This is a genomic window from Pseudomonas sp. R1-1 (assembly GCF_051132135.1).
GTDB lineage: Bacteria > Pseudomonadota > Gammaproteobacteria > Pseudomonadales > Pseudomonadaceae > Aquipseudomonas.
On record NZ_CP071663.1, the window covers coordinates 147,360 to 167,882 of the forward strand.

Sequence of the window (20,523 nt, forward strand, 5' to 3'; positions counted from 1 at the left end):
GGTCCATTGTCATGCCTGATTCAGCGCTGTTGTCCATGCCGTTCAATCCGGCCGGTATTGAACTTGATCGGCGTCTGGGTCTGAGCCGCCAGCTTTATCAGGCTCTGCGCCTGCGGGTTCTGGATGGACGCCTGGCGAGTGGCACGCGGTTGCCGGCCAGTCGTGATCTGGCGGCGGCGCTGGGCATTTCGCGCAACAGCGTGGTGCGCGCTTACGATCAACTGTATGCCGAAGGGTTTATCGAAGGGCGCGTGGGCGACGGTACTTATGTCGCGCAATTAGTGCCGGCAGCCACGCCGCCGAAAAAACTATCCACAAAACTGTCCACAGGCTTTTCAACAGGCTTACCCACAGCCTTATCCACAAATTGGCTGGATTTGCCTGTGGTTTCATCCAGTAAAGTTATCCACAGCGGCAGTTTTTCGCGCATCGAAAGCAATCATTTACCACGACCACCGAGCGGCCCGCCACGGGCATTCCGGGTCGGTGTTCCGGCGTTCGATCTGTTTCCGTTTGACGTCTGGGCCAAGCTGAACGCGGCTTTCTGGCGCAAGCCGGACCTTGAACAACTGTGCTACGGCGATCCCTCCGGCGATCAGCGCTTGCGCGCGATGATCGCCGCGTACTTGCGCAGCTCACGCGGGATGCAGTGCTCAGCTGAACAAATTGTGATCACCAGTGGTGCACAACAAGGCATTAGCCTTTGTGCACAGTTACTGGTGGAGCCGGGCGACAGTGTTGCAATCGAAAATCCGGGGTACCGCGCCGCCGGGCATGCCTTTGCCGTGGCGGGTGCTCGCCTGCGCGGAATTGCCGTGGACGCCGAGGGCATGGACTGCTCGGCGTTATCGGCCAGCGACGACTGCCGCGTGGCCTACGTGACGCCGTCGCACCAGTACCCGACCGGCGTGGTGATGAGCCTGGCGCGGCGCCTCGAATTGCTGGCGTGGGCCGAGCGCAGCCAGGGCTGGATCGTCGAAGATGATTACGATGGCGAATACCGTTACACCGGAGCGCCGCTAGCGCCGTTGGCAGCACTCGATCGTCAGGGGCGGGTGTTGTACGTCGGCACGTTCGGCAAGGTCGCGTTCCCGGCATTGCGCCTCGGTTATCTGGTGCTGCCGCCGGCACTGGTAGATGCCTTCTCGCAACGCCGCGCGGTAGATGTCCGGCATTCTGAAGTCAGTACCCAAGCGGTGATGGCCGAATTCATGGCTGCCGGGCATTTCCAGCGGCATATCCGGCGTATGCGTCGGGCCGCGTTGAGCCGCCGCAATGCCTTGCTCGACGGCTGGCCGCGTGAAATTGCAGGGGTGGGCGAATTGCCCGCCGTCTCGGCCGGGCTGCATTTGACCGTGGCGGTCGCAAGCCTTGAGCGCGAGCGGCAGCTGATCGAACAGGCCGCCCGTGTCGAGGTAGAGATCAATGGCTTGAGTGGTTACTGGCTCCCGGACTCCAGCACCCCGGCGGATCAGCGCGCGGGGCTGGTGCTGGGTTTCGCCGCCGTGCCCGAGCCTGCAATCAAAGCGGCGTTGATTCGCTTGCGGCAGGCTTGGCGGGCGTAGCAAACAATGCCAGTGCAGACGTGCTGGAAATACCGCTTCGATGGATATCGATCAGTGCCTGATTGGTTAGAAGGCGTGGCTCATAGGCCCCCGCCATGTGTCGTTGGGCCACGGTTTTCATATGACCGATGGGAAACGGCACGACGGGTGCCTGCGCGTTGCTGTAATGAAAGTGCGCATAACAGATCGCTTTGTGGGTCTGGACGTCGCGTATTTCGTATTCGTCGAGAAAGTCGGCAGTCTTACCCTTCAAGCGCTTGCGCGTCACCGTTTGGGCAAACGTCACTTCGCCCTGGTCCTTGAGCCACTGAACGCCGGCGGCTGTCGGGGCTTGTTGTTTGACCATTCTGATACGCGTGCGCAGGCCTTTCTCAATCAGACCGGTCGCGGCCTCGTCCAGCTTGTGGTTTAGCGCCTCGGTCGGCTTCTTGAGGTCGGCGGTCAGGTTGCTGGCGGTCAAGGCTTCATCGATGGCCGCATTGGCTGTGCGCAAAATGCCAGCCTGTTTGCGATATTCCGCTTCAGCCTCTATTGGTATCCGTGTACCTCGTTTGAGCCAGGCCTCGGTCCGCCGATGGAAAGCGGCCAGATCGTCGATCAGCGCCTGACCTTCACGAATACTTTTATTGAGATTCGGTGTGGCCTTGGCCGACGCAGGTTTTACCGTGCGCTGTTCGACCCAGACGCCTGGTGATTCTTCCTCGAATGTAGCGATGACGCCGGTCAGGTGGGTGCGTATCTCGACCAAACCAGAGTCTTCGCCGTCGACGCTTTTTTTCCGCTCGCCGACCAGCACGCCGCGCGATCGGGTCTTGATGATCCGGCGCGTCGATGCCGATGCGGATGCCGGCCGTGATGGACCCGGTTGCGGTTCGAGCAAGTGTTTGTAACGCAGCAGCTCGACCAGTTTTACATCGGCGCGGGCCTTGAATTCGTTGACCCGTTTGCGCACCAGCTCCAGTCGCTCGGTATTGACCTGCTCGGGATAGTCGATGAGCAGATCACCCAAACGCTGATCGATGGAAGTGAACCGTTCGGCGGCCGTGCTCAGTACTTCGGTGCGCTCGCGCAGGTTGTCGAGACTTTCGTCAGCGGTCAGGTTGAGCGTGCTCTGGATGCTCAGCGCTGCCTCTTCAATCAGTGTGCTCAGGCTCTGATAAGCGTTGGCGCTCGACGCCGAAGCACCGGTCTTGAGGCAGATCTCCTGGCCAAGGCTGATCTGCAACAGCTTGAGGTCATTGAGATCATAGCCAGGCAATGCGTCACGATAGGTCTTGATGATCCCGGTCGCATCCCGGCCGAGCAGGGCCAGCTCATCGAAACGGCTCTGCGCCAGCTCCACTTTGTCCATGATGGCCTGGGTCTGGTCGGTCATTGTTTCGAACGTCTGTACGAACGCCTGAGCCTCGAAGCGGGATTCGTCGGCGAGCATGGTCTGCATGGTTTTCAGGCTGGCCTGGAAGTCGTCCGAATGCAGGCCGAGCCATTCCTGGCCGAGAAACAACTGCATCTCCAGCCGCTGCATCATGACCGTGCGGTAATTGGGTATGGGCTCCTTGTGATTCAACGCTTTGATCTGTTCGATGTTCTTGCCATAGGCCTGGATTTGCGCCTCGAGCGTGGCCAGATAGCGCTCCCGCGCCGCGGTCTGCGCCGCCGGTAACGCTGCGGTGAGTGCGGTGTGGTCGGCGTTGCGCTGTTGTTGCTTGGCATCCATGGTCTTGTCGAACGCATTGATTTCGGCGGTCAGCTGTCGGGCGCCCATCTTGTTGACCTTTTGCAGTTCCTCGAGAGCACTGCCGAGTCCACCGCCACGCAGGCGCAAGCGCAGGTCGATCACCCATTCGCCGTTGGCGGTGCGGGCGAGCGATGGCCCGACCCGCGCAGCTTGCTGGCGTGAGTCGATGATCTGTACGTCGCCATGCTCATTGAGCATGACCTCGAACCAGCGCACGCCGACGGCCGCGTACCATTGCTTCTGGCGCGGATAAAGGTGTCTGTGCGCGCCGTTGCTGGCTGCAGCTCCGATGCCTTTGGGCTTGGCGATCTGAAAACTGTCGAGCAACGCCGTCAGAGCAACGGGCGAGCGTTTCAGCGGGGTGAAGCGATTGACCGATATCTCATGCGCGATGGGCAATGCGCCGTCGACGACGTCAGGCAATTGCGCGGGCTTGCTGGCGGGCAGCTCGGCGGTCGGGGTGATTGCCGGTGCTTCTTCGATGATCGAATCGCTGCGTGGCTGGTCGCCGACCGCTGCGCGATGGGCCAGCACCATGCCCAGCGCCAGCAGGATATCGGCGAGCGCGGCCCAGGCGGTTTTACCGGGTTGCTCGTTGGCCACATCGCTGATCTCTTGCAAGTCGTCCATGATCTGCCAGATCCACGCCGCCGCGCCAAGGCTGCGACCCATGAACGGCAATGCGGCGTTGAACAGCAGCCAGCCGCCGCTTTTCAGGGTTGCCCAGCGTGACTCCGCATCGGAAACCGATTGACGGTCGGCCTGGGTAATCACCGCCTGCACGTTGCGTTCATGCAGGCTCGTCAGCACATGGTGTTCAATATGCGCCATTCCCAGCGCGACGGCGCCGGACATGTCGAGGGCTGCGGTGGGATTGACCAGTAATTGGGGAATCGTCCACACCGAAGGCAGGCTGGCAGTGAACACGAACTGGCTGTAATTGAAACGCACGTCATCCGGCAGCCAGGCCAGCACCGACTCACGCAAGTCGCGTGAATGCTGGATCTGATAAAGAAGGTTGGCGTGGGAAGGGAATTGCATCAGGGCCATTTCGAACAGCGGCCGGTACAGCACGCACGGGCCTTTGCTGACCTCGCGCGGGCCGATGATGAACATGTTTTCAACGGTGTCGGCCCTGCTGCTGGAGCGATGAGCGATGAACGCCAGCGGACGAATAACGATTTCATCGTGATCGACGTGACGTTCATCGTCAGTGTTGGCCAGGGCGGCGGCGACATAGCGGTAACCCTGTTCGGTGATGCCGGCCTTGCCCTGGATCTTGTGTTGCAACGCCAGCAGCGGCAGCTCGATACGCAACTGGCTGGTATAGAGCGTTTGCAGCGCTGCGGCTTGTTCGCTGTCGTCGATCAGCATTTTCTGCAAGTGCGCGGGGTAGGTCTTGCCGATGTCGACGCTGCTTACCAGTTGTTCCAGATAGCTGGCGGTCATCCATTGCGGCACGTCGCTGCCATCCTTGTAGCGCACGGTCTTATTGCCGATCGGCTGTCCTGCGAGGTTCTGCAAAGCCAGTTCGATCAGCGATAGCGTGCGCGTCTGGGTATTGCTCGGCAAGACGAACGTGCCCCAGACCACCAGGCTGGTGATGGTGATCTGAATGTCCTCGATCTTCACCTCAGCCGCTTTCGGATGGTCCTTGAGCATCTGCTGTTTCAGGGCCTCCTGAGTGAACGCTTGCAGACTGACGACTTCGCTCTGGAACGTTTTGCCTTTGTTCTCATGCTGCACCGTGGTCAGGTCCAGCAGATGGCGGCTGTAGCGGGTCTGGTCGGCCGCAGGTGCGTTGTCGAGCCACGCTGGCAACATCGGGCGCAGGCGCTCGAAATGCGGTTTGAGACGCGGGGTCGGTCCCTGATGACTGCCCGCCGTTCCGGCATGCGGATAGGCGTTGCGCAGGCGCGTACCCTGGAAAAAATTGATCGCCCCGAGGGCGTCAGCCTCCAGAGCGATCAGAGAGCAGGCCTGATAATCGAAGAAATCGCCCTGCGGTTCGACCAGCCGCCATTTCAAGTCATTCCTGGCGGTGGCGTCCCAGTAATGGCGTGGCAGGGTCTCGCCGAGTTCTTCCAGCGACTCGAAGTTCTTGAAACCGTGAACCACCGAATGCGTCATGATCACGGTGCGCTGGTCATCGATGCCGATCAGTACTGCGGTATCGAGCAAGGTCAGATGTTGCTGCGCATCGCCGTCGCCCTGGTCGATATCGATCAGGCAAGCGCGGGTGTTGTATTTGTCGGCAGGCAGTCGCTGGGCTTTGTCCGGATGGTTGTAGAGTGCGGCGGCCATGGCCTGCTGAACGGCATCCCGATCAGGATTCGCATCGTTGCTCCACAGGTTGCGCAAGGCTTGCGACATTTGCTGCCAGCGCGGCTGACCGGGATAGGTGAACTCGTCCCAATAGCTGACGTGCTGTTCCTTGTAGGCAATGAACAGCAACGGCGCCAATTGGTTGAGCAACTGACCGATGGCGCTGATCTTGACCGGTAACTGGATGGCGGATGGCTGATCGGGCTGGCGGGTCAGGTAATGTTCGCCGTCGAGGTAGGTCACGGTGGTGCCGGTGAGCCCCAGGCGTACCAGTGTGTCGGTCAGCGATTCGACGAGATGGCGACCGGGCACCACCTGGCCAGCCTGAAGGGTCCAGGTCGGTCTGACGACCATGCTCGATTGCGGATCTATATCCTGATCCGGGTACAGTTTCTTCAATGTCGGGCGCAAGGTTTTCGAGGCGACTTCTCGCAGCGACGGACCGGTGACCAGTTGAGTGATGATATCGATGCTGCTGGGCGAGGGGATTTCGGGCATGGGGCAGGTCCTGCTCTGATAGGCGCACGCCGGAACGGCGGCGGTATCGGGCAAGGTAGTGGCGGGTCGTTTGCGGGCTGCGGTAGATAACTATCGCAGGGCAAAAAAAAGACCCGCATCGGCGGGTCGTTTGGCGGTTCCTGGCTGCCGGGATTTACCGTTCGAAACCTTCCAGCACATTCACTGCGTTGATACCGATCTCTTCCACGGCATAGCCGCCTTCCATGACGAACAGGGTCGGTTTTCCGAGCGCGGCGATGCGTTTGCCCATGGCCAGGTAGTCGGGGCTGTCGAGCTTGAACTGTGAGATCGGGTCGTCCTTGAAGGTGTCGACGCCAAGCGACACGACGATGACATCGGCGCCGTAACCTTCGATTTCCTTGCAGGCTCGCTCCAGTGCGGCGCTCCACGCATCCCAACCGGAACCGGCCGGCAATGGATAGTTGAAATTGAAGCCTTCACCGGCACCTTCGCCACGCTCGTCGTCATAGCCGAGGAAGAACGGAAATTCCGCTTCCGGGTGGCCGTGGATCGAGGTGAACAGCACGTCGCTGCGCTGATAGAAAATCGATTGGGTGCCGTTGCCGTGGTGGTAATCGACGTCAAGGATCGCAACCTTCGTGTGGCCCTGATCGAGGAACGCCTGCGCGGCGATGGCGGCGTTGTTGAGGTAGCAATAACCGCCCATCAGGTCACTGGCGGCGTGGTGTCCCGGCGGGCGGCACAGGGCGAAGGCGCTGCGTGCGCCACGCTGGATTTCGGCCTGTGCAGTCAACGCCACCTGCGCTGCGCTGTATGCTGCTTGCCAGGTCCCGGCAGTGATCGGTGCGCCGCCGTCGAAGCTGTAATAACCGAGCTGACCATGCAGGCTGGTCGGCTTGATCGCGCGCAGGGTGCGCGCCGGCCAGGTGTACGGCAGCAAATCACCGTCAGTATTGAATTCGGTCCAGCGCCCCCAGGCACCTTTGAAGAACTCCAGATAATCGCGGTCGTGGATGCGTGCGATCGGCTCCAGACCGAAATCCTGCGGCGCTTCAACCGGGCCGAGACTCTGGCTTTTCACTCGCTGCAAAACGTGGTCGGCGCGTGAAGGCATCTCGAAGCAGGGTTTGAGCTGGCCATCGATAAGCTCGCAGCGGCCATGGTGCAGGTGGTGATCGTCCGAGTAGATCGTCAGCATTTGTTGTTCTCCGCAAGGCTGGTTCGGTGGCCTTCAGTGTTGCGGCGCGAGGTGAAACGGAGAACGGCAGGAAAGGCCAAAAGGGGATGGATCTGGCCAAAAAAACTGACCTTAAATCGCCCCTTCTATTTGATCCACTATCAATCTGAGCTTGGAACAGGGCCCTGTAGGAGTGAGCCTGCTCGCGATAGCGGTCTGTCAGTTTCCAATATTGCTTACTGATACACCGCAATCGCGAGCAGGCTCACTCCTACATTTTGTCCTCAGTGTGGGCGAAACTGACTCGGTGCCACGCCGCTCCAGCGCACAAACGCGTGTCGGAAACTTGCGGTCTCGCTGAAACCCAGGGTCTCGGCAATGCGGTAGATCGGCAACTGATCCTCACACAGCATCTGCTTGGCCCGCTCGAAACGCAGCTCATCGAGCAGTTCCTGATAGCTGCTGCCCATGTCCTTGAGATGCCGGCGCAAGGTACGCGGTGAGCATTTCATCTGCTGTGCCAGACCTTCCAGACCCGGTGCCGCATTCAGCTGCGCGCTGAGCAACTGCCGAATCCGCCCGAGCCAGGCCTGGCGTCCGGTGAACTCCAGGTTCTGCTTGCGACAGCGCTCGGCCATGGCTTGATGGGTGATGCTGTCGGCCAATGGCAGCGGTTGATCCAGCCATTGGCGCTCGAAGGCGAACGCGTTGTCCCTGGCACCGAAGTGCAGCGGCGCATCGAAATGCTCGGCGTAACTGTCGCGGTAGTCCGGCGCGGCATGTTCGAAGCGTGCTGCGAGCAGTGGCAATGGATGCCCGAGCAAGTCATCGCAAATAACCTTCAGCGAGACCAGGCAGAACTCGGCGTTGAACACTGCCATGGCCGGGCTCTCACGGTAATCGGCGGCGGCGAACCAGATGCGCTCGCCGTCATCCTCAAGGTTCAACTCGAAAAGTGTTCCCAACAGCGCCGGATAACGGATCGCCAGGCGCAATGCGTCACCGAAGGTGGCACACGTGAGCAAGGCGTAACCGAGGATGCCGTAGCAGGAAACATGCATGCGCCGGCCCAGTTCCAGGCCAATGTCACGCTTGAGCGCGACCGCGTTGGCGCAGACCTGCATCTCCTGATTGGTGGTAATGCGCGTGTCGGCACGCTGCAAATCCGCCGCGGTGATGCCGCTGCCGGCCAGCAACGCCTCGCTCGACAAGCCTTCGGCCTTGAAGGTGTTGAGGATCAGCGAGACCGCGTTGAGGGTGGTGAGGTGGGAGTGGAGCATGGGATCTTCCAGCCTGGGGATACTGGAAACGGCAGCAAGTTGCATGCCGTACGAAGATCGAAATGTAGGAGTGAGCCTGCTCGCGATAGCGGTATATCAATAAACCTTTATGGCGACTGACATACCGCTATCGCGAGCAGGCTCACTCCTACAGGGTTTTGCGTTGTGTCAGATCAACTCACCACACAGATCCAGCTCGATCAGTTGGCGCACTTCAGCGATCTCAAGCCCGGCTCCCAGCAACCCATGCAACTTGCCGAACGCCGCCTCCCGCGTCATGCCACCGCCGGACAATACGCCAACGCTGCGCAAACGGCTGCCAGCTTCATACACGTCCAGCTCGACGCCACCTTCATGACATTGCGTCACTGCCACGACGATCACACCGTTGTCCCGCGCGCGGCCAAGGCTGGCGAGGAATCCGGGGTTGTCGCTGGGCCCGGTGCCGCTGCCATAACATTCCAGCACCAGGCCTTGAATACCGCTGTCGAGCAAGCCGTCGAGGATCCCGGCGCTGATGCCCGGGAACAGTGGCAGAACGGCAACTTTGGCCAATTGTTTTGGATGGTTGTAATTCAGCGCGGCTGGAATCGAAGGGGCCTTCACGCCACCACCCTGACGCTCCAGACGCTTGAACGGATGCCGCCCGAAGCTGCGCACTTTCGCGCAACGGGTCGGCGCCAGCAGTTCGCCGTGGAAGTACAAATGCACGCCGGGGGCCAGGCCATGGCCGAGCGCGACCAGTGCGCCACTGAGGTTTTCCCAGGCATCGCTGTCGGTAACGCCGGCGGGCAGCATCGAACCGGTGAAGCACACGCGAGCATTCAGGCCGAGCAGTTGAAAGCTCATCGCCGCCGCGCTGTACGCCAGCGTGTCGGTGCCATGCAGGATCAATACGCTGTCGCAACCCTGGACGTCGACGGCATCGACCACCGCTTCGCGCAGTTGCTGCCAGTAGGCCGGGGTCATGTTGGCACTGTCGATCAGCGGCGACATCTCGCGAAAGCGCCACTGCGGCACGACCAGCTCCGGCTGGCTGTGCAAATAGTCACGCATGCGCGCTTCGAAACCGGACGCCGGGGCCAGGCCGTTGGCGCTGGCCTGCATGCCGATGGTGCCACCGGTGTAGAGCACCATGACCTGTTGGGCGGCGGGATAAGTCGACGAATTCATGGGAATCTCCGAAACGATGAGGGCCCTGTGGGAGCGAGCCTGCTCGCGAAAGCGGTGTGTCAGTCAGCCTTGTAGCAACTGACGGATAGCATTCGCGAGCAGGCTCGCTCCTACAAGTTATTGCACCACAATAACTGACGGGCGCAGGGGATGCGCCCGTCATTCACCTGTCAGCGTTGCGCTGCAGGTACGCCTTGCGGCTCGGCTTCGGTGTTGCCCGCAGCTGCCGGCGGGTTGGCTGGCCAGGCGTTGCGATCCAGATCCAGATCGAGGAACTTGCCCGAGTCGAACACTGGCTGTTTGACGCCGGCGCGGCGCTGCTCGTCGTAGTCGCGCATGACGCGCATGCCGACCTTGAACAGCATGGCCAGAGCCACCAGGTTAACGAACGCCAGACAGGTCATGGTGATGTCGGCAAAGGCGAACACGGTCGTGAGGTCCTGCATCGAGCCCCACACCACCAGTGCCAGCACCAGACCGCGGAAAATCATCAGGGCGGCGCGGTTGCGGGTGAGGAATTGCAGGCTGTTCTCGCCCAGATAGTAGTTGTAGAGAATGCACGTGAAGACGAACAGCGACAGCGCGACGCTGACGAACATGCGACCCCAGTCACCGACCACGGCGGCCAGCGAGTTCTGGGTCAGGACAATGCCGTCACCTTCGAAACCCGGGGTGTAGAAGCCCGACAGCAGAATCAGCAGCGCGGTGCAGGTGCAGATCACGAAGGTGTCGAGGAACACGCTGAATGCCTGGACCACGCCCTGCGCGCCCGGGTGCTTGACGGCTGCCACGGCGGCGACGTTCGGCGCACTGCCCAGGCCCGCTTCGTTGGCGAATACGCCACGCTTCACGCCCATGACAATGGCGCTGCCGAGCAGGCCGGCAAAGGCCGGGTCGAGACCGAAGGCGCTTTTGAAGATGGTTTCCAGCATGGCTGGCACGTGTTCGATCTGGGTGCCGATCACGTACAGGGTCACGCCGATATAGGCCAGGGTCTTGATCGGTACCAACAGGTCGGACACCGAAGCGATGCGCTTGATGCCGCCGATGAAGGTGATGGCCAGCAGCACGGCCAGGACGATACCGGTGTGTTGTGGGTTGAACTCGAAGGCGTTCTGCAGCGAGTGCGTCACGGTGTAGGACTGCAGGCCAATGAAGGCGAAGCCGTAGGTGACCAGCAGCAGAATGGAGAACACCACCGCCATGCCTTTGAGCTTCAGGCCGTGCTGGATGTAGTAAGCCGGACCACCACGGTACAGACCGTCGCCATCGGCGCGCTTGTAGACCTGGGCCAGGGTGCACTCGAAGAAGCTGCTGGACATGCCGACCAGTGCGGTCACCCACATCCAGAACACCGCACCCGGACCACCGAGGGTCACGGCGATGCCGACACCGGCGATGTTGCCCGCACCGACACGCCCGGCGAGGCTGAGCATCAGGGCCTGGAACGAGCTGAGTTGCCCGGCGCTGCCTTTCAGACTGTCGCGGAACACCGCAAACATGTGGAAGAAGTGGCGCAGTTGAACGAAACGCGAGCGAATCGTGAAGTAGCTACCGAGCCCGACAATGAGCACGATCAGTACTTTCCCTGAGAGGAAGTCGTTGATGACTTCGAGCATGGATTTTTCCTCGCTGTTTTTTGTGAGAGCAAATGCTGGATCGGAGAAACATCGTGTTACACCGCTGTGCGCACGGCACAACGGGTGAGGCGAAGGTTTCGTCCCGGATCCATATCGCGGGTTTTGTTATTAGTTCGGGTTTCGCATGGGTTATGGCCTCGTTACCGACGACCGCTCACGCGAAGAGGGGCGGCACTATACCGATCAGTGGCGCGCCCGTCTGCACGGTTGTGGTGCAAGCGACGAAACGAAGCGTTGAAACACCCGGCGTTACCGGCGCCGGGCTTTTGTAGGAGTGAGCCTGCTCGCGATGCAGGCGCTGCGGTTCTAATGACACACCGCGTCATCGTTCATCGCGAGCAGGCTCACTCCTACAGAAGACGTTTGTCCTTCAAACAGTTAAAAAAAAGGGCTCGGGGACCAGGTCCCCAAGCCCTCAAAAGGTGAGAGGTGTCTAGTCCCTCGACCTGGTGAGCGGTGCTACAGATAACGTGTCGGTTCAGGCTTTGAGCGGAACCAGACGCGGGGCAATCATGTTTTCCGGACGCAGGATGTCGGCGAGCATGGCTTCGTCGAGCAGGCCTTCTTCGCGTACCAGTTCCAGCACGCCGCGGCCGCTTTCAAGGGCGAGGCCGGCGATGCGCGTGGCGTTTTTGTAGCCGATGTACGGGTTCAGTGCGGTAACCAGACCGATCGAGTGTTCGACCAGTTCGCGGCAGCGCGCTTCGTTGGCGGTGATGCCGACGATGCAGTGCTCGCGCAGCATGTCCATGGCGCGTTGCAGCAGGCGGATCGAGTCGAAGATCTTGAAGGCGATCAGCGGCTCCATCACGTTCAGTTGCAGCTGGCCGCCTTCGGCTGCCATGGTCAGCGCCAGATCGTTGCCGATGACCTGGAACGCCACCTGGTTTACCGCTTCCGGGATGACCGGGTTGACCTTGCCAGGCATGATCGAGCTGCCTGGCTGACGCGCCGGCAGGTTGATTTCGTTGATGCCGGTGCGCGGGCCGCTGGACAGCAGGCGCAGGTCGTTGCAGATCTTCGACAGCTTGACCGCAGTGCGCTTGAGCATGCCGGAGAACAGCACGAAGGCGCCCATGTCGGAAGTCGCTTCGATCAGGTCGGCGGCTGGAACCAGCGGTTGACCGCTGATCAGCGCCAGACGCTGTACCGCCAGCGCTTGATAACGCGGGTCGGCGTTGATCCCGGTACCGATCGCGGTGCCGCCCAGGTTGACTTCGGTCAGCAGCTCCGGGGCCAGCGTCTTCAGGCGGGCGAGGTCTTCGCCCATGGTGGTGGCGAAGGCACGGAATTCCTGGCCGAGGGTCATCGGCACGGCGTCTTGCAGTTGGGTACGGCCCATTTTCAGGACGTGATCGAACTCTTTGCCCTTGGCCGCGAACGCCTGGATCAGGCTGTCGAGGCTGGCCAGCAGAGTGTCGTGACCGAGCAGCAGACCCAGGCGAATGGCCGTCGGGTAGGCGTCGTTGGTCGACTGCGCCATGTTCACGTCGTCGTTCGGGTGCAGGTACTGGTATTCGCCTTTCTGGTGACCCATTGCCTCGAGCGCAATGTTGGCGATCACTTCGTTGGCGTTCATGTTGGTGGACGTACCGGCGCCACCTTGAATCATGTCGACCACGAACTCTTCGTGGAAATCACCGCGGATCAATCGGGCGCAGGCTTCGCTGATGGCAGCGTGCTTGGCTTCGCTCAGGTGACCCAACTCGCGGTTGGCGTCAGCGGCGGCCTGTTTGACCATCGCCAGGCCCACAACCAGTTTCGGGTAATGCGAAATCGGAACGCCGGAGAGACGGAAGTTATTCACCGCTCGCAGGGTCTGGATGCCGTAATACGCTTGCGCCGGTACGTCGAGGGCGCCAAGCAGGTCGGTTTCTGTGCGGAAAGATGCAGCGGAGGACATGATGGAAATCATCTCGATAAGGACCCGGTCTGTGCCGGAACGCTGCGAATGCTAGGCTTGTGGGGATTTTTGGGCCAATGCTGTTCAGCACTGCCCTATGCACATTCGGCATAATGTCGGTGTGACGCCGCTGGTGCGGCAGACGTGTGACCTGTTTTGGTGCGTGTCCGGGAGGACGTGATGAATCTGGAAAGCAAATGGCTCGAGGACTTCAGTGCTCTGGCCGCCACCCGCAGCTTCTCGCAGGCGGCCGAACGGCGTTTCGTGACCCAGCCGGCGTTCAGTCGGCGGATTCGCAGCCTTGAGGCAGCGCTGGGTCTGACGCTGGTCAATCGCTCGCGTACGCCGGTCGAGCTGACGGCGGCGGGGCAGCTGTTTCTGGTGACCGCACGCACCGTGGTCGAACAGCTCGGCGAAGTGCTGCGCCATTTGCATCACCTGGAAGGCGGGCAGGGCGAAGTCATACAGGTGGCGGCGGCGCACTCGCTGGCGCTGGGTTTTTTCCCGCGCTGGATCGCGCAGTTGCGCAACGACGGCTTGAACATCGCCACGCGGCTGGTGGCGACCAACGTCGGCGACGCGGTGCACGCCTTGCGCGAGGGCGGTTGCGATCTGATGCTGGCGTTTTACGACCCGGATTCGGCGATGCAGATGGACCCGGAAATCTTCCCGTCGCTGCATCTGGGCCAGACCGAAATGCTTCCGGTGTGCGCGGCGGATGCCGAGGGCAAACCGTTGTTCGATCTGGAGGGCGAGGCGAGCGTGCCGCTGCTGGCCTACAGCGCCGGGGCGTTTCTCGGGCGCTCGGTAAACGGTCTGTTGCGCCAGCGCCAGTTGCGCTTCACCACGATCTACGAAACCGCCATGGCCGACAGCCTGAAAAGCATGGCACTGGAAGGCCTCGGCATCGCCTGGGTGCCACAACTGAGCGTACGCGCTGAACTCGCCCGCGGCGAACTGGTGGTCTGCGGCGGTCCGCAATGGCATGTGCCGCTGGAGATACGCCTGTATCGCTGCGCCCTGGTGCGCAAGGCCAACGTGCGGTTGCTGTGGCGCAAGCTTGAGGGCGGAGCAGCACAATCCTCCTGACCCTACGCGGACCCCTTGTAGGAGTGAGCCTGCTCGCGATAGCGTCTGCACATTCAACGATAATGTGACTTACACACCGCCATCGCGAGCAGGCTCACTCCTACAGGGATTTACGGTGTTGTTTCGCTGACCTTCAAGTCAATAAAACCGGGCCTTTCGCTGATTTGACGGATGGTCGTTTCGGGGGCTGTTTATTGCTTTCTTTGCGGTATACTGCGCGGCCTTCGGCCGGCATGTCCGGCCATTTTTCGTACAATCAAGCCACGCAACCTGCGTGGCTTGTTGTTTTATGACGCGCCTGCGGGCGCTCCTGAGAGAAGAGGCGCGACGATGAGTGCACTGGTTGGCGTGATCATGGGCTCCAAGTCCGATTGGTCCACCCTTAGCCACACCGCCGACATGCTGGAAAAGCTCGGCATCCCCTACGAGGTCAAAGTGGTCTCTGCCCACCGTACCCCGGATCTGCTGTTCCAGTACGCCGAAGAGGCTGAAGGCCGTGGCATCGAGGTGATCATTGCCGGTGCCGGTGGCGCTGCCCACCTGCCAGGCATGTGTGCGGCCAAGACCCACCTGCCGGTGCTGGGCGTGCCGGTGCAGTCGGCCATGCTCTCGGGCGTCGATTCGCTGCTGTCGATCGTGCAGATGCCAGCAGGTATTCCGGTCGCCACCCTGGCCATCGGCAAGGCTGGCGCGATCAACGCCGCGCTGCTCTCGGCGAGCATTCTCGGCGCCAAGCATCCGCAGTTTCACGCGGTACTGAAAACCTTCCGTGCCGAGCAGACAGACAGCGTCCTGGACAATCCAGACCCACGTATTGCCTGAGGTTGTTGAGATGAAGATCGGTGTAATCGGTGGCGGCCAGTTGGGTCGCATGTTGGCCCTGGCGGGTACTCCGCTGGGGATGAACTTCGCTTTTCTCGACCCTGCGCCGGACGCCTGTGCGGCCGCACTGGGCGAACACCTGCGGGCCGATTACGGCGATCAGGACCATCTGCGCCAACTGGCCGATGAAGTCGATCTGGTGACCTTCGAATTCGAAAGCGTCCCGGCCGAAACCGTAGCGTTCCTCTCGCAATTCGTACCGGTCTACCCGAGCGCCGAAGCCCTGCGCATCGCGCGCGACCGCTGGTTCGAAAAGAGCATGTTCAAGGACCTGGGTATCCCGACCCCGGCCTTCGCCGACATCCAGTCGCAAGCCGATCTTGATGCGGCGGTTGCTGCAATCGGTCTGCCGGCCGTGCTGAAAACCCGCACCCTGGGTTACGACGGCAAGGGCCAGAAAGTCCTGCGCACGCCGCAAGATGTGGTCGGTACGTTCGCCGAGCTGGGCAGCGTCGCCTGCCTGCTGGAAGGCTTCGTGCCGTTCACCGGCGAAGTGTCGTTGATCGCCGTGCGCGCGCGCGATGGCGAGACGAAGTTCTACCCGCTGGTGCACAACACCCACGACAGCGGCATTCTTAAATTGTCGGTGGCCAGCACCGATCACCCATTGCAGGCGCTGGCGGAAGACTATTCCAGCCGCGTGCTCAAGCAGCTCGACTATGTCGGCGTGATGGCGTTCGAGTTCTTCGAAGTCGACGGTGGCCTCAAGGCCAACGAAATCGCCCCGCGCGTACACAACTCCGGGCACTGGACCACCGAAGGCGCCGAGTGCAGCCAGTTCGAAAACCACCTGCGCGCCGTTGCCGGCCTGCCGCTGGGTTCGACCGCCAAGGTCGGCGAGAGCGCCATGCTCAACTTCATCGGTGTGGTCCCGCCGGTTGAGAAGGTCATTGCGATCGAAGACTGCCACCTGCATCACTACGGCAAGGCCTTCAAGGCCGGACGCAAGGTCGGTCACGCCAACCTGCGTTGCGCCGACATGGCCACGCTGCAGGCGCAGATCGTCAAGGTCCAGGCGCTGATCGCCGAGTAAGACAGTTTCATGTGACAACGGCGGAACCATTCAGGGGCCGCCGTTCTCTCATGGCAGGATGCGAAACTCTGACTAGGCTTTCGCGTATCTACCAAATCAGAGGGAAATGTCATGGGAATTATCGGAACCATCTTTATCGGCTTGATCGTCGGCCTGCTGGCGCGGTTCCTGAAACCGGGCGATGACAGCATGGGCTGGATCATGACCATCCTGCTCGGTATCGGCGGTTCGCTGGCGGCCACTTACGGCGGCCAGGCTCTGGGTATTTATCAGGCGGGCGAGGGTGCCGGATTCATCGGCGCGCTGGTCGGCGCGATCGTGCTGCTGGTGATCTACGGCCTGATCAAAAAGAACTGATCCAAAGCGACAAAGCCCTCTCTGCCAAACTGGCCGGGAGGGCTAGAATGCTCGGCGATTCAACGTTCCTTCCTTTTTATGCCGAGCACCTTCATGCGCCGTCTTTTGTTGACTCTCCTCTTGCTGGGCAGCGGTTTGGCCCACGCCGGCGAACTGCCGGAAACCGACTGGCTCGAACTGATGCCCAAGTCGGATCAAAAGGCCCTTGAGGCCATGCCTGAAATCGACCACAACACCCCGGAAGCCACCGGCACCTTCACCGAGAAGGGCGGAATGAAGCAGGCCAAAGGTCTGCCTGCGGTGATGTACTCGACCAAAACCGTGGCGTCGATGAATGACAAGCACATCCGCATCGGCGGTTACCCGGTGCCGCTGGAGTCCGACGCCAAGGGCCGCAGCACGCTGTTTTTCCTCGTGCCGTATCCGGGCGCGTGCATCCACGTGCCGCCACCGCCGCCCAATCAACTGGTGCTGGTGCGTTATCCGAAGGGTTTGAAGCTGGACGATATCTACACGCCGTTGTGGGTGACCGGCACGCTGAAAATCGAGAAGGTCAGCAACGACCTGGCCGACGCGGCGTATGCGCTGGAGGCGGACAAGGTGCGAGTGGTGCAGGAGGCTGATCTCTAACAGCCACCCCAAACCAACTGTGGGAGCCAGCCTGCTGGCGATAGCGATCTGTCAGAGACTTTTCAATTGACTGACACGACGCCATCGCCAGCAGGCTGGCTCCCACATTTCGTATAGCGGTGTGGCTTAGAGCGGTGTCGCGGCGACGCTGACACCCATCGTATGGCTCGCCCCCGGCGCGAGGGTGACGATGTCATCCATCACATTCGCCGTCTCGATGCAGAGCATGCGCTGCCAGCCGTCGTTGTCCATGTCGGGCAATGCAGAGGCGCGGTCGATCCAGGGGTTCCAGATCACCGCCGTGCGCGACCCCGTCGAGGTCAGCACGATGCGTCGTTCCCAGGTCGGATCGACAATGCTCAGTTGTGGCGGGGCGTCGAGGTAGATGCGGTCGGTTTCGCCGGCAAACTGCAGAGCGCCTTGCTGGCTGGCAATGTTCCAGTCGTCCAGGGTCTCGATGTAATCCAGCCCGGCCACGCCGTCGACCTGCACGTTACGCACGTCGCTGACGGCGAAATACGTGTGCAGCGCCTGGCTGAGGGTCACGCTGTCGGCGCCGCGGTTGTGGCTGGTCAGGCTGTAGCTCAACTGATCTGCCAGATGCAAAGTCAGGGTCAGATCGACTTCGTGGGGCCAGCCCGGCAGGCCACCTTCCGGGTAGGGCAGTTTGAACTCGACCTTGACGCCGTCAGCCTCCGACTCGATGCCGCCCAGTTCCCAATCCATCGCCCGCACCAGACCGTGTGCGGGGGCTGGTTGTGCGCCGGTGTACATGGCCTGCACGCTCTGCGGGTTGCGTTCGAACTTGCCGAACCACGGCCAGCACACCGGCACGCCGGCGCGGATGCTCTTGCCGGTCTTGAAGTCGGCCTTGTCGTTGAGCCAGATGATCGGCGGCTGGCCGTCGACCTGGTAACTGAGGATGTGCGCGCCTTGCTGGGCCACCAGCACTTCGGCCTTGCCGTGGCGGATCCGCCAGCAGTTCAATTCATCCTGTTTCACGGCTTCAACGTTGGGCGTGTTCATGGGCAACTCTCGATCAGACACTGGGGACGACTATCGACCGCAAAACGGCCGCGAGGTTTAACGCGCGCGCGGCGGCACCGAACGGGTGCGGCCGCTGCCGTCGATGGCGACGAACACGAAAACTGCTTCGGTGACCTTGCGCCATTCGCTGGACAGTGGGTCATCGCTCCACACTTCGACCATCATCTGGATCGAGCTGCGGCCGATTTCCAGGGTCTGGGTATAAAAGGACAACTGCGCGCCAACGGCCACCGGCACCAGAAACGCCATGCGGTCGATCGCTACCGTGGCGACACGGCCACCGGCGACGCGACTGGCCATGGCGGTGCCGGCCAGGTCCATCTGCGCGACCAGCCAGCCGCCGAAAATATCGCCAAAGCCGTTGGTTTCGCGTGGAAGTGCGGTGATTTGCAGAGCCAGGTCGCCCTGCGGGATCGGATCTTCTTGTTCGAGCTCTATCATGCCGGGGGTGCCTCTGACCCGTGACTCTTCGTGGGTATTGCGGGTGGTAGCCGTCTTCGGGAAAAACGATTCAACACCGAACACACTGCGTTCGTCACGTTTTCCATCAGGCGCCTAAAGGGAAACTCTGCGAAAAAGGCTAATCCCGAGCAAAGGGCGGGCCAACAACGTTTTCGCACAGCAACCTCTTACAAAACCTGCGCAGGTGGCGAGTATATCGGTCGGTAGACTCCACGACGACCGTCCGGTTCTGATTTCGACCGTCAATTACGCGCCTCTATGTGCTTTTTCGAACAATTTGCTATGGTGCCGAACCTGCCCAAGCCACCGCCAGCGTTGTTGTGGCGGCAGATTCGACTATAAGAGAAGACCTTGCCATGACCACAGCGCCTTCGAGCCTCGCGCAGCCCGAGCAACCCGCACGACCGTTGACCCGCAATGACTACAAGACCCTGTCGCTGTCCGCCCTCGGCGGGGCGCTGGAATTCTACGATTTCATCATCTTCGTTTTCTTCGCCACCGTGGTCGGCAAGCTGTTCTTCCCGGCCGACATGCCCGAGTGGCTGCGGCTGATGCAGACCTTCGGCATCTTCGCTGCGGGCTACCTCGCCCGGCCGCTGGGCGGCATCGTCATGGCGCACTTCGGCGACCTGCTGGGGCGCAAGAAGATGTTCACCCTGAGCATTTTCATGATGGCCGTGCCGACCCTGATCATGGGCCTGCTGCCAACGTATGCGCAGATCGGCATCTGGGCGCCGATCCTGCTGCTGTTGATGCGCGTCATTCAGGGCGCGGCGATCGGCGGGGAAGTGCCGGGAGCATGGGTCTTCGTTTCCGAACACGTTCCGCAAAAACACATCGGTTATGCCTGCGGCACGCTCACCAGCGGTTTGACTGCCGGCATCCTGCTCGGCTCGCTGGTCGCCACGGCGATCAACAGCATTTATACGCCGGCGGAAGTCTCCGATTACGCCTGGCGGATCCCGTTCCTGCTGGGCGGTGTGTTCGGCCTGTTCTCCGTGTACCTGCGCCGCTGGCTGCACGAAACCCCGGTGTTCGCCGAGTTGCAACAGCGCAAGGCATTGGCTGAAGAAGTGCCGCTGCGCGCGGTGCTGCGTGATCACCGTGGGGCGATTGCGATCTCGATGCTGCTGACCTGGCTGCTGTCGGCCGGCGTCGTCGTGGTCATCCTGATGACCCCGACCGTGCTGCAAACGGTCTATCACTTCTCGCCGACCACCGCCTTGCAGGCCAACAGCCTGGCCATCGTCTTCCTCAGCCTGGGTTGCATCGGCGCTGGTGCACTGGCCGATCGCTTCGGTGCTGGCCGCGTCTTCGTTTTCGGCTGCCTCGGCCTGCTGATCAGCTCGTGGACCTTCTATCACAGCCTCGCCGACCACCCGGACTGGCTGTTCCCGCTGTACGCATTGACCGGTCTGCTGGTCGGCACCATCGGTGCGGTGCCGTATGTGATGGTCAAAGCGTTCCCGCCGGTGGTGCGCTTCAGTGGTTTGTCGTTCTCGTACAACGTGGCGTACGCGATCTTCGGTGGCTTGACGCCGATGGTGGTGAGTCTGCTGCTCAAGGAAAGCGCGATGGGCCCGGCTTATTACGTGGCGGTGCTGTGCGGAATGGGGATTCTTGTAGGTGCGTGGTTGTGGAGGAAGGGGCGCTGATTTTTCCTCCCTCCTGATCATTCCCACGCTCCGCGTGGGAATGCATCCCGTGACGCTCTGCGTCACCTCTCGAAGCGGACGCAGAGC

General features: G+C 61.3%; 15 protein-coding genes. 7 read left to right on the forward strand and 8 right to left on the reverse strand.

All coding sequences use genetic code 11. The features are described 5' to 3' along the window. Positions 1-11 precede the first annotated feature (11 nt). On the forward strand, positions 12-1,565 hold the full coding sequence (locus tag J3P75_RS00665) for a PLP-dependent aminotransferase family protein (protein WP_434708984.1): 1,554 nt from the start codon (positions 12-14) through the stop codon (positions 1,563-1,565). On the opposite strand, the gene J3P75_RS00670 is transcribed toward J3P75_RS00665, so the two are convergent. From J3P75_RS00670 to J3P75_RS00695, 6 genes are all read right to left on the reverse strand, one after another. Next, the gene (locus J3P75_RS00670; protein ID WP_434708985.1) at positions 1,522-6,126 is read right to left on the reverse strand and encodes a dermonecrotic toxin domain-containing protein; all 4,605 of its coding nucleotides are present in this window, start codon (positions 6,124-6,126) and stop codon (positions 1,522-1,524) included. The genes J3P75_RS00665 and J3P75_RS00670 overlap by 44 nt on opposite strands. 154 nt (positions 6,127-6,280) lie before the next feature. Continuing rightward, positions 6,281-7,306 (reverse strand): histone deacetylase family protein, encoded by a 1,026-nt coding sequence (locus tag J3P75_RS00675; protein WP_434708986.1) that lies wholly within the window; start codon positions 7,304-7,306, stop codon positions 6,281-6,283. Positions 7,307-7,569: 263 nt separating this feature from the next. Further along, positions 7,570-8,565, reverse strand: coding sequence for an AraC family transcriptional regulator (locus J3P75_RS00680; protein WP_434708987.1), 996 nt, complete (start codon positions 8,563-8,565; stop codon positions 7,570-7,572). 168 nt (positions 8,566-8,733) lie between these two features. Then, positions 8,734-9,738, reverse strand: a complete 1,005-nt coding sequence (locus J3P75_RS00685; RefSeq protein ID WP_434708988.1) for an asparaginase — start codon at positions 9,736-9,738, stop codon at positions 8,734-8,736. A 170-nt stretch (positions 9,739-9,908) separates the two neighbouring features. After that, entirely contained in the window at positions 9,909-11,357 is a 1,449-nt protein-coding gene (locus J3P75_RS00690; RefSeq protein WP_434708989.1) for an alanine/glycine:cation symporter family protein, read from the reverse strand. Positions 11,358-11,856: 499 nt separating this feature from the next. After that, positions 11,857-13,281 (reverse strand): aspartate ammonia-lyase, encoded by a 1,425-nt coding sequence (locus J3P75_RS00695; RefSeq protein ID WP_093096767.1) that lies wholly within the window; start codon positions 13,279-13,281, stop codon positions 11,857-11,859. A 180-nt stretch (positions 13,282-13,461) separates the two neighbouring features. Between J3P75_RS00695 and J3P75_RS00700 the strand changes: the two genes are divergently transcribed. The 5 genes from J3P75_RS00700 (at position 13,462) to J3P75_RS00720 (ending at position 17,272) form a co-directional block, all read left to right on the forward strand. Then, positions 13,462-14,370, forward strand: a complete 909-nt coding sequence (locus tag J3P75_RS00700; protein ID WP_090287657.1) for a LysR substrate-binding domain-containing protein — start codon at positions 13,462-13,464, stop codon at positions 14,368-14,370. A gap of 330 nt (positions 14,371-14,700) precedes the next feature. After that, entirely contained in the window at positions 14,701-15,192 is a 492-nt protein-coding gene (gene purE / locus J3P75_RS00705; RefSeq protein ID WP_007954291.1) for a 5-(carboxyamino)imidazole ribonucleotide mutase, read from the forward strand. Between the two features lie 10 nt (positions 15,193-15,202). Further along, on the forward strand, positions 15,203-16,285 hold the full coding sequence (locus tag J3P75_RS00710; RefSeq protein WP_090287654.1) for a 5-(carboxyamino)imidazole ribonucleotide synthase: 1,083 nt from the start codon (positions 15,203-15,205) through the stop codon (positions 16,283-16,285). A 111-nt stretch (positions 16,286-16,396) separates the two neighbouring features. Next, positions 16,397-16,642, forward strand: coding sequence for a GlsB/YeaQ/YmgE family stress response membrane protein (locus J3P75_RS00715; protein ID WP_208939209.1), 246 nt, complete (start codon positions 16,397-16,399; stop codon positions 16,640-16,642). A 93-nt stretch (positions 16,643-16,735) separates the two neighbouring features. Next, complete coding sequence (locus J3P75_RS00720; protein WP_090288674.1) at positions 16,736-17,272, forward strand: DUF3299 domain-containing protein; 537 nt, start codon at positions 16,736-16,738, stop codon at positions 17,270-17,272. Between the two features lie 126 nt (positions 17,273-17,398). Here J3P75_RS00720 and J3P75_RS00725 read toward each other — a convergent pair whose 3' ends face one another. Together J3P75_RS00725 and J3P75_RS00730 are read right to left on the reverse strand one after the other, a co-directional pair. Further along, complete coding sequence (locus J3P75_RS00725) at positions 17,399-18,298, reverse strand: D-hexose-6-phosphate mutarotase (RefSeq protein ID WP_434708990.1); 900 nt, start codon at positions 18,296-18,298, stop codon at positions 17,399-17,401. Positions 18,299-18,355: 57 nt separating this feature from the next. After that, complete coding sequence (locus tag J3P75_RS00730; protein ID WP_003229628.1) at positions 18,356-18,760, reverse strand: acyl-CoA thioesterase; 405 nt, start codon at positions 18,758-18,760, stop codon at positions 18,356-18,358. Positions 18,761-19,137: 377 nt separating this feature from the next. Between J3P75_RS00730 and J3P75_RS00735 the strand changes: the two genes are divergently transcribed. Next, positions 19,138-20,436, forward strand: coding sequence for an MFS transporter (locus J3P75_RS00735; protein WP_090287649.1), 1,299 nt, complete (start codon positions 19,138-19,140; stop codon positions 20,434-20,436). Positions 20,437-20,523 lie beyond the last annotated feature (87 nt).

Excerpts from the sequence above, each read along its gene's own strand:
- J3P75_RS00665 (WP_434708984.1), top strand. The coding sequence starts at position 12 with ATGCCTGATTCAGCGCTGTTGTCCATGCCGTTCAATCCGGCCGGTATT.
- J3P75_RS00670 (WP_434708985.1), bottom strand. The coding sequence starts at position 6,126 with ATGCCCGAAATCCCCTCGCCCAGCAGCATCGATATCATCACTCAACTG.
- J3P75_RS00675 (WP_434708986.1), bottom strand. The coding sequence starts at position 7,306 with ATGCTGACGATCTACTCGGACGATCACCACCTGCACCATGGCCGCTGC.
- J3P75_RS00680 (WP_434708987.1), bottom strand. The coding sequence starts at position 8,565 with ATGCTCCACTCCCACCTCACCACCCTCAACGCGGTCTCGCTGATCCTC.
- J3P75_RS00685 (WP_434708988.1), bottom strand. The coding sequence starts at position 9,738 with ATGAATTCGTCGACTTATCCCGCCGCCCAACAGGTCATGGTGCTCTAC.
- J3P75_RS00690 (WP_434708989.1), bottom strand. The coding sequence starts at position 11,357 with ATGCTCGAAGTCATCAACGACTTCCTCTCAGGGAAAGTACTGATCGTG.
- J3P75_RS00695 (WP_093096767.1), bottom strand. The coding sequence starts at position 13,281 with ATGTCCTCCGCTGCATCTTTCCGCACAGAAACCGACCTGCTTGGCGCC.
- J3P75_RS00700 (WP_090287657.1), top strand. The coding sequence starts at position 13,462 with ATGAATCTGGAAAGCAAATGGCTCGAGGACTTCAGTGCTCTGGCCGCC.
- purE (WP_007954291.1), top strand. The coding sequence starts at position 14,701 with ATGAGTGCACTGGTTGGCGTGATCATGGGCTCCAAGTCCGATTGGTCC.
- J3P75_RS00710 (WP_090287654.1), top strand. The coding sequence starts at position 15,203 with ATGAAGATCGGTGTAATCGGTGGCGGCCAGTTGGGTCGCATGTTGGCC.
- J3P75_RS00715 (WP_208939209.1), top strand. The coding sequence starts at position 16,397 with ATGGGAATTATCGGAACCATCTTTATCGGCTTGATCGTCGGCCTGCTG.
- J3P75_RS00720 (WP_090288674.1), top strand. The coding sequence starts at position 16,736 with ATGCGCCGTCTTTTGTTGACTCTCCTCTTGCTGGGCAGCGGTTTGGCC.
- J3P75_RS00725 (WP_434708990.1), bottom strand. The coding sequence starts at position 18,298 with ATGAACACGCCCAACGTTGAAGCCGTGAAACAGGATGAATTGAACTGC.
- J3P75_RS00730 (WP_003229628.1), bottom strand. The coding sequence starts at position 18,760 with ATGATAGAGCTCGAACAAGAAGATCCGATCCCGCAGGGCGACCTGGCT.
- J3P75_RS00735 (WP_090287649.1), top strand. The coding sequence starts at position 19,138 with ATGACCACAGCGCCTTCGAGCCTCGCGCAGCCCGAGCAACCCGCACGA.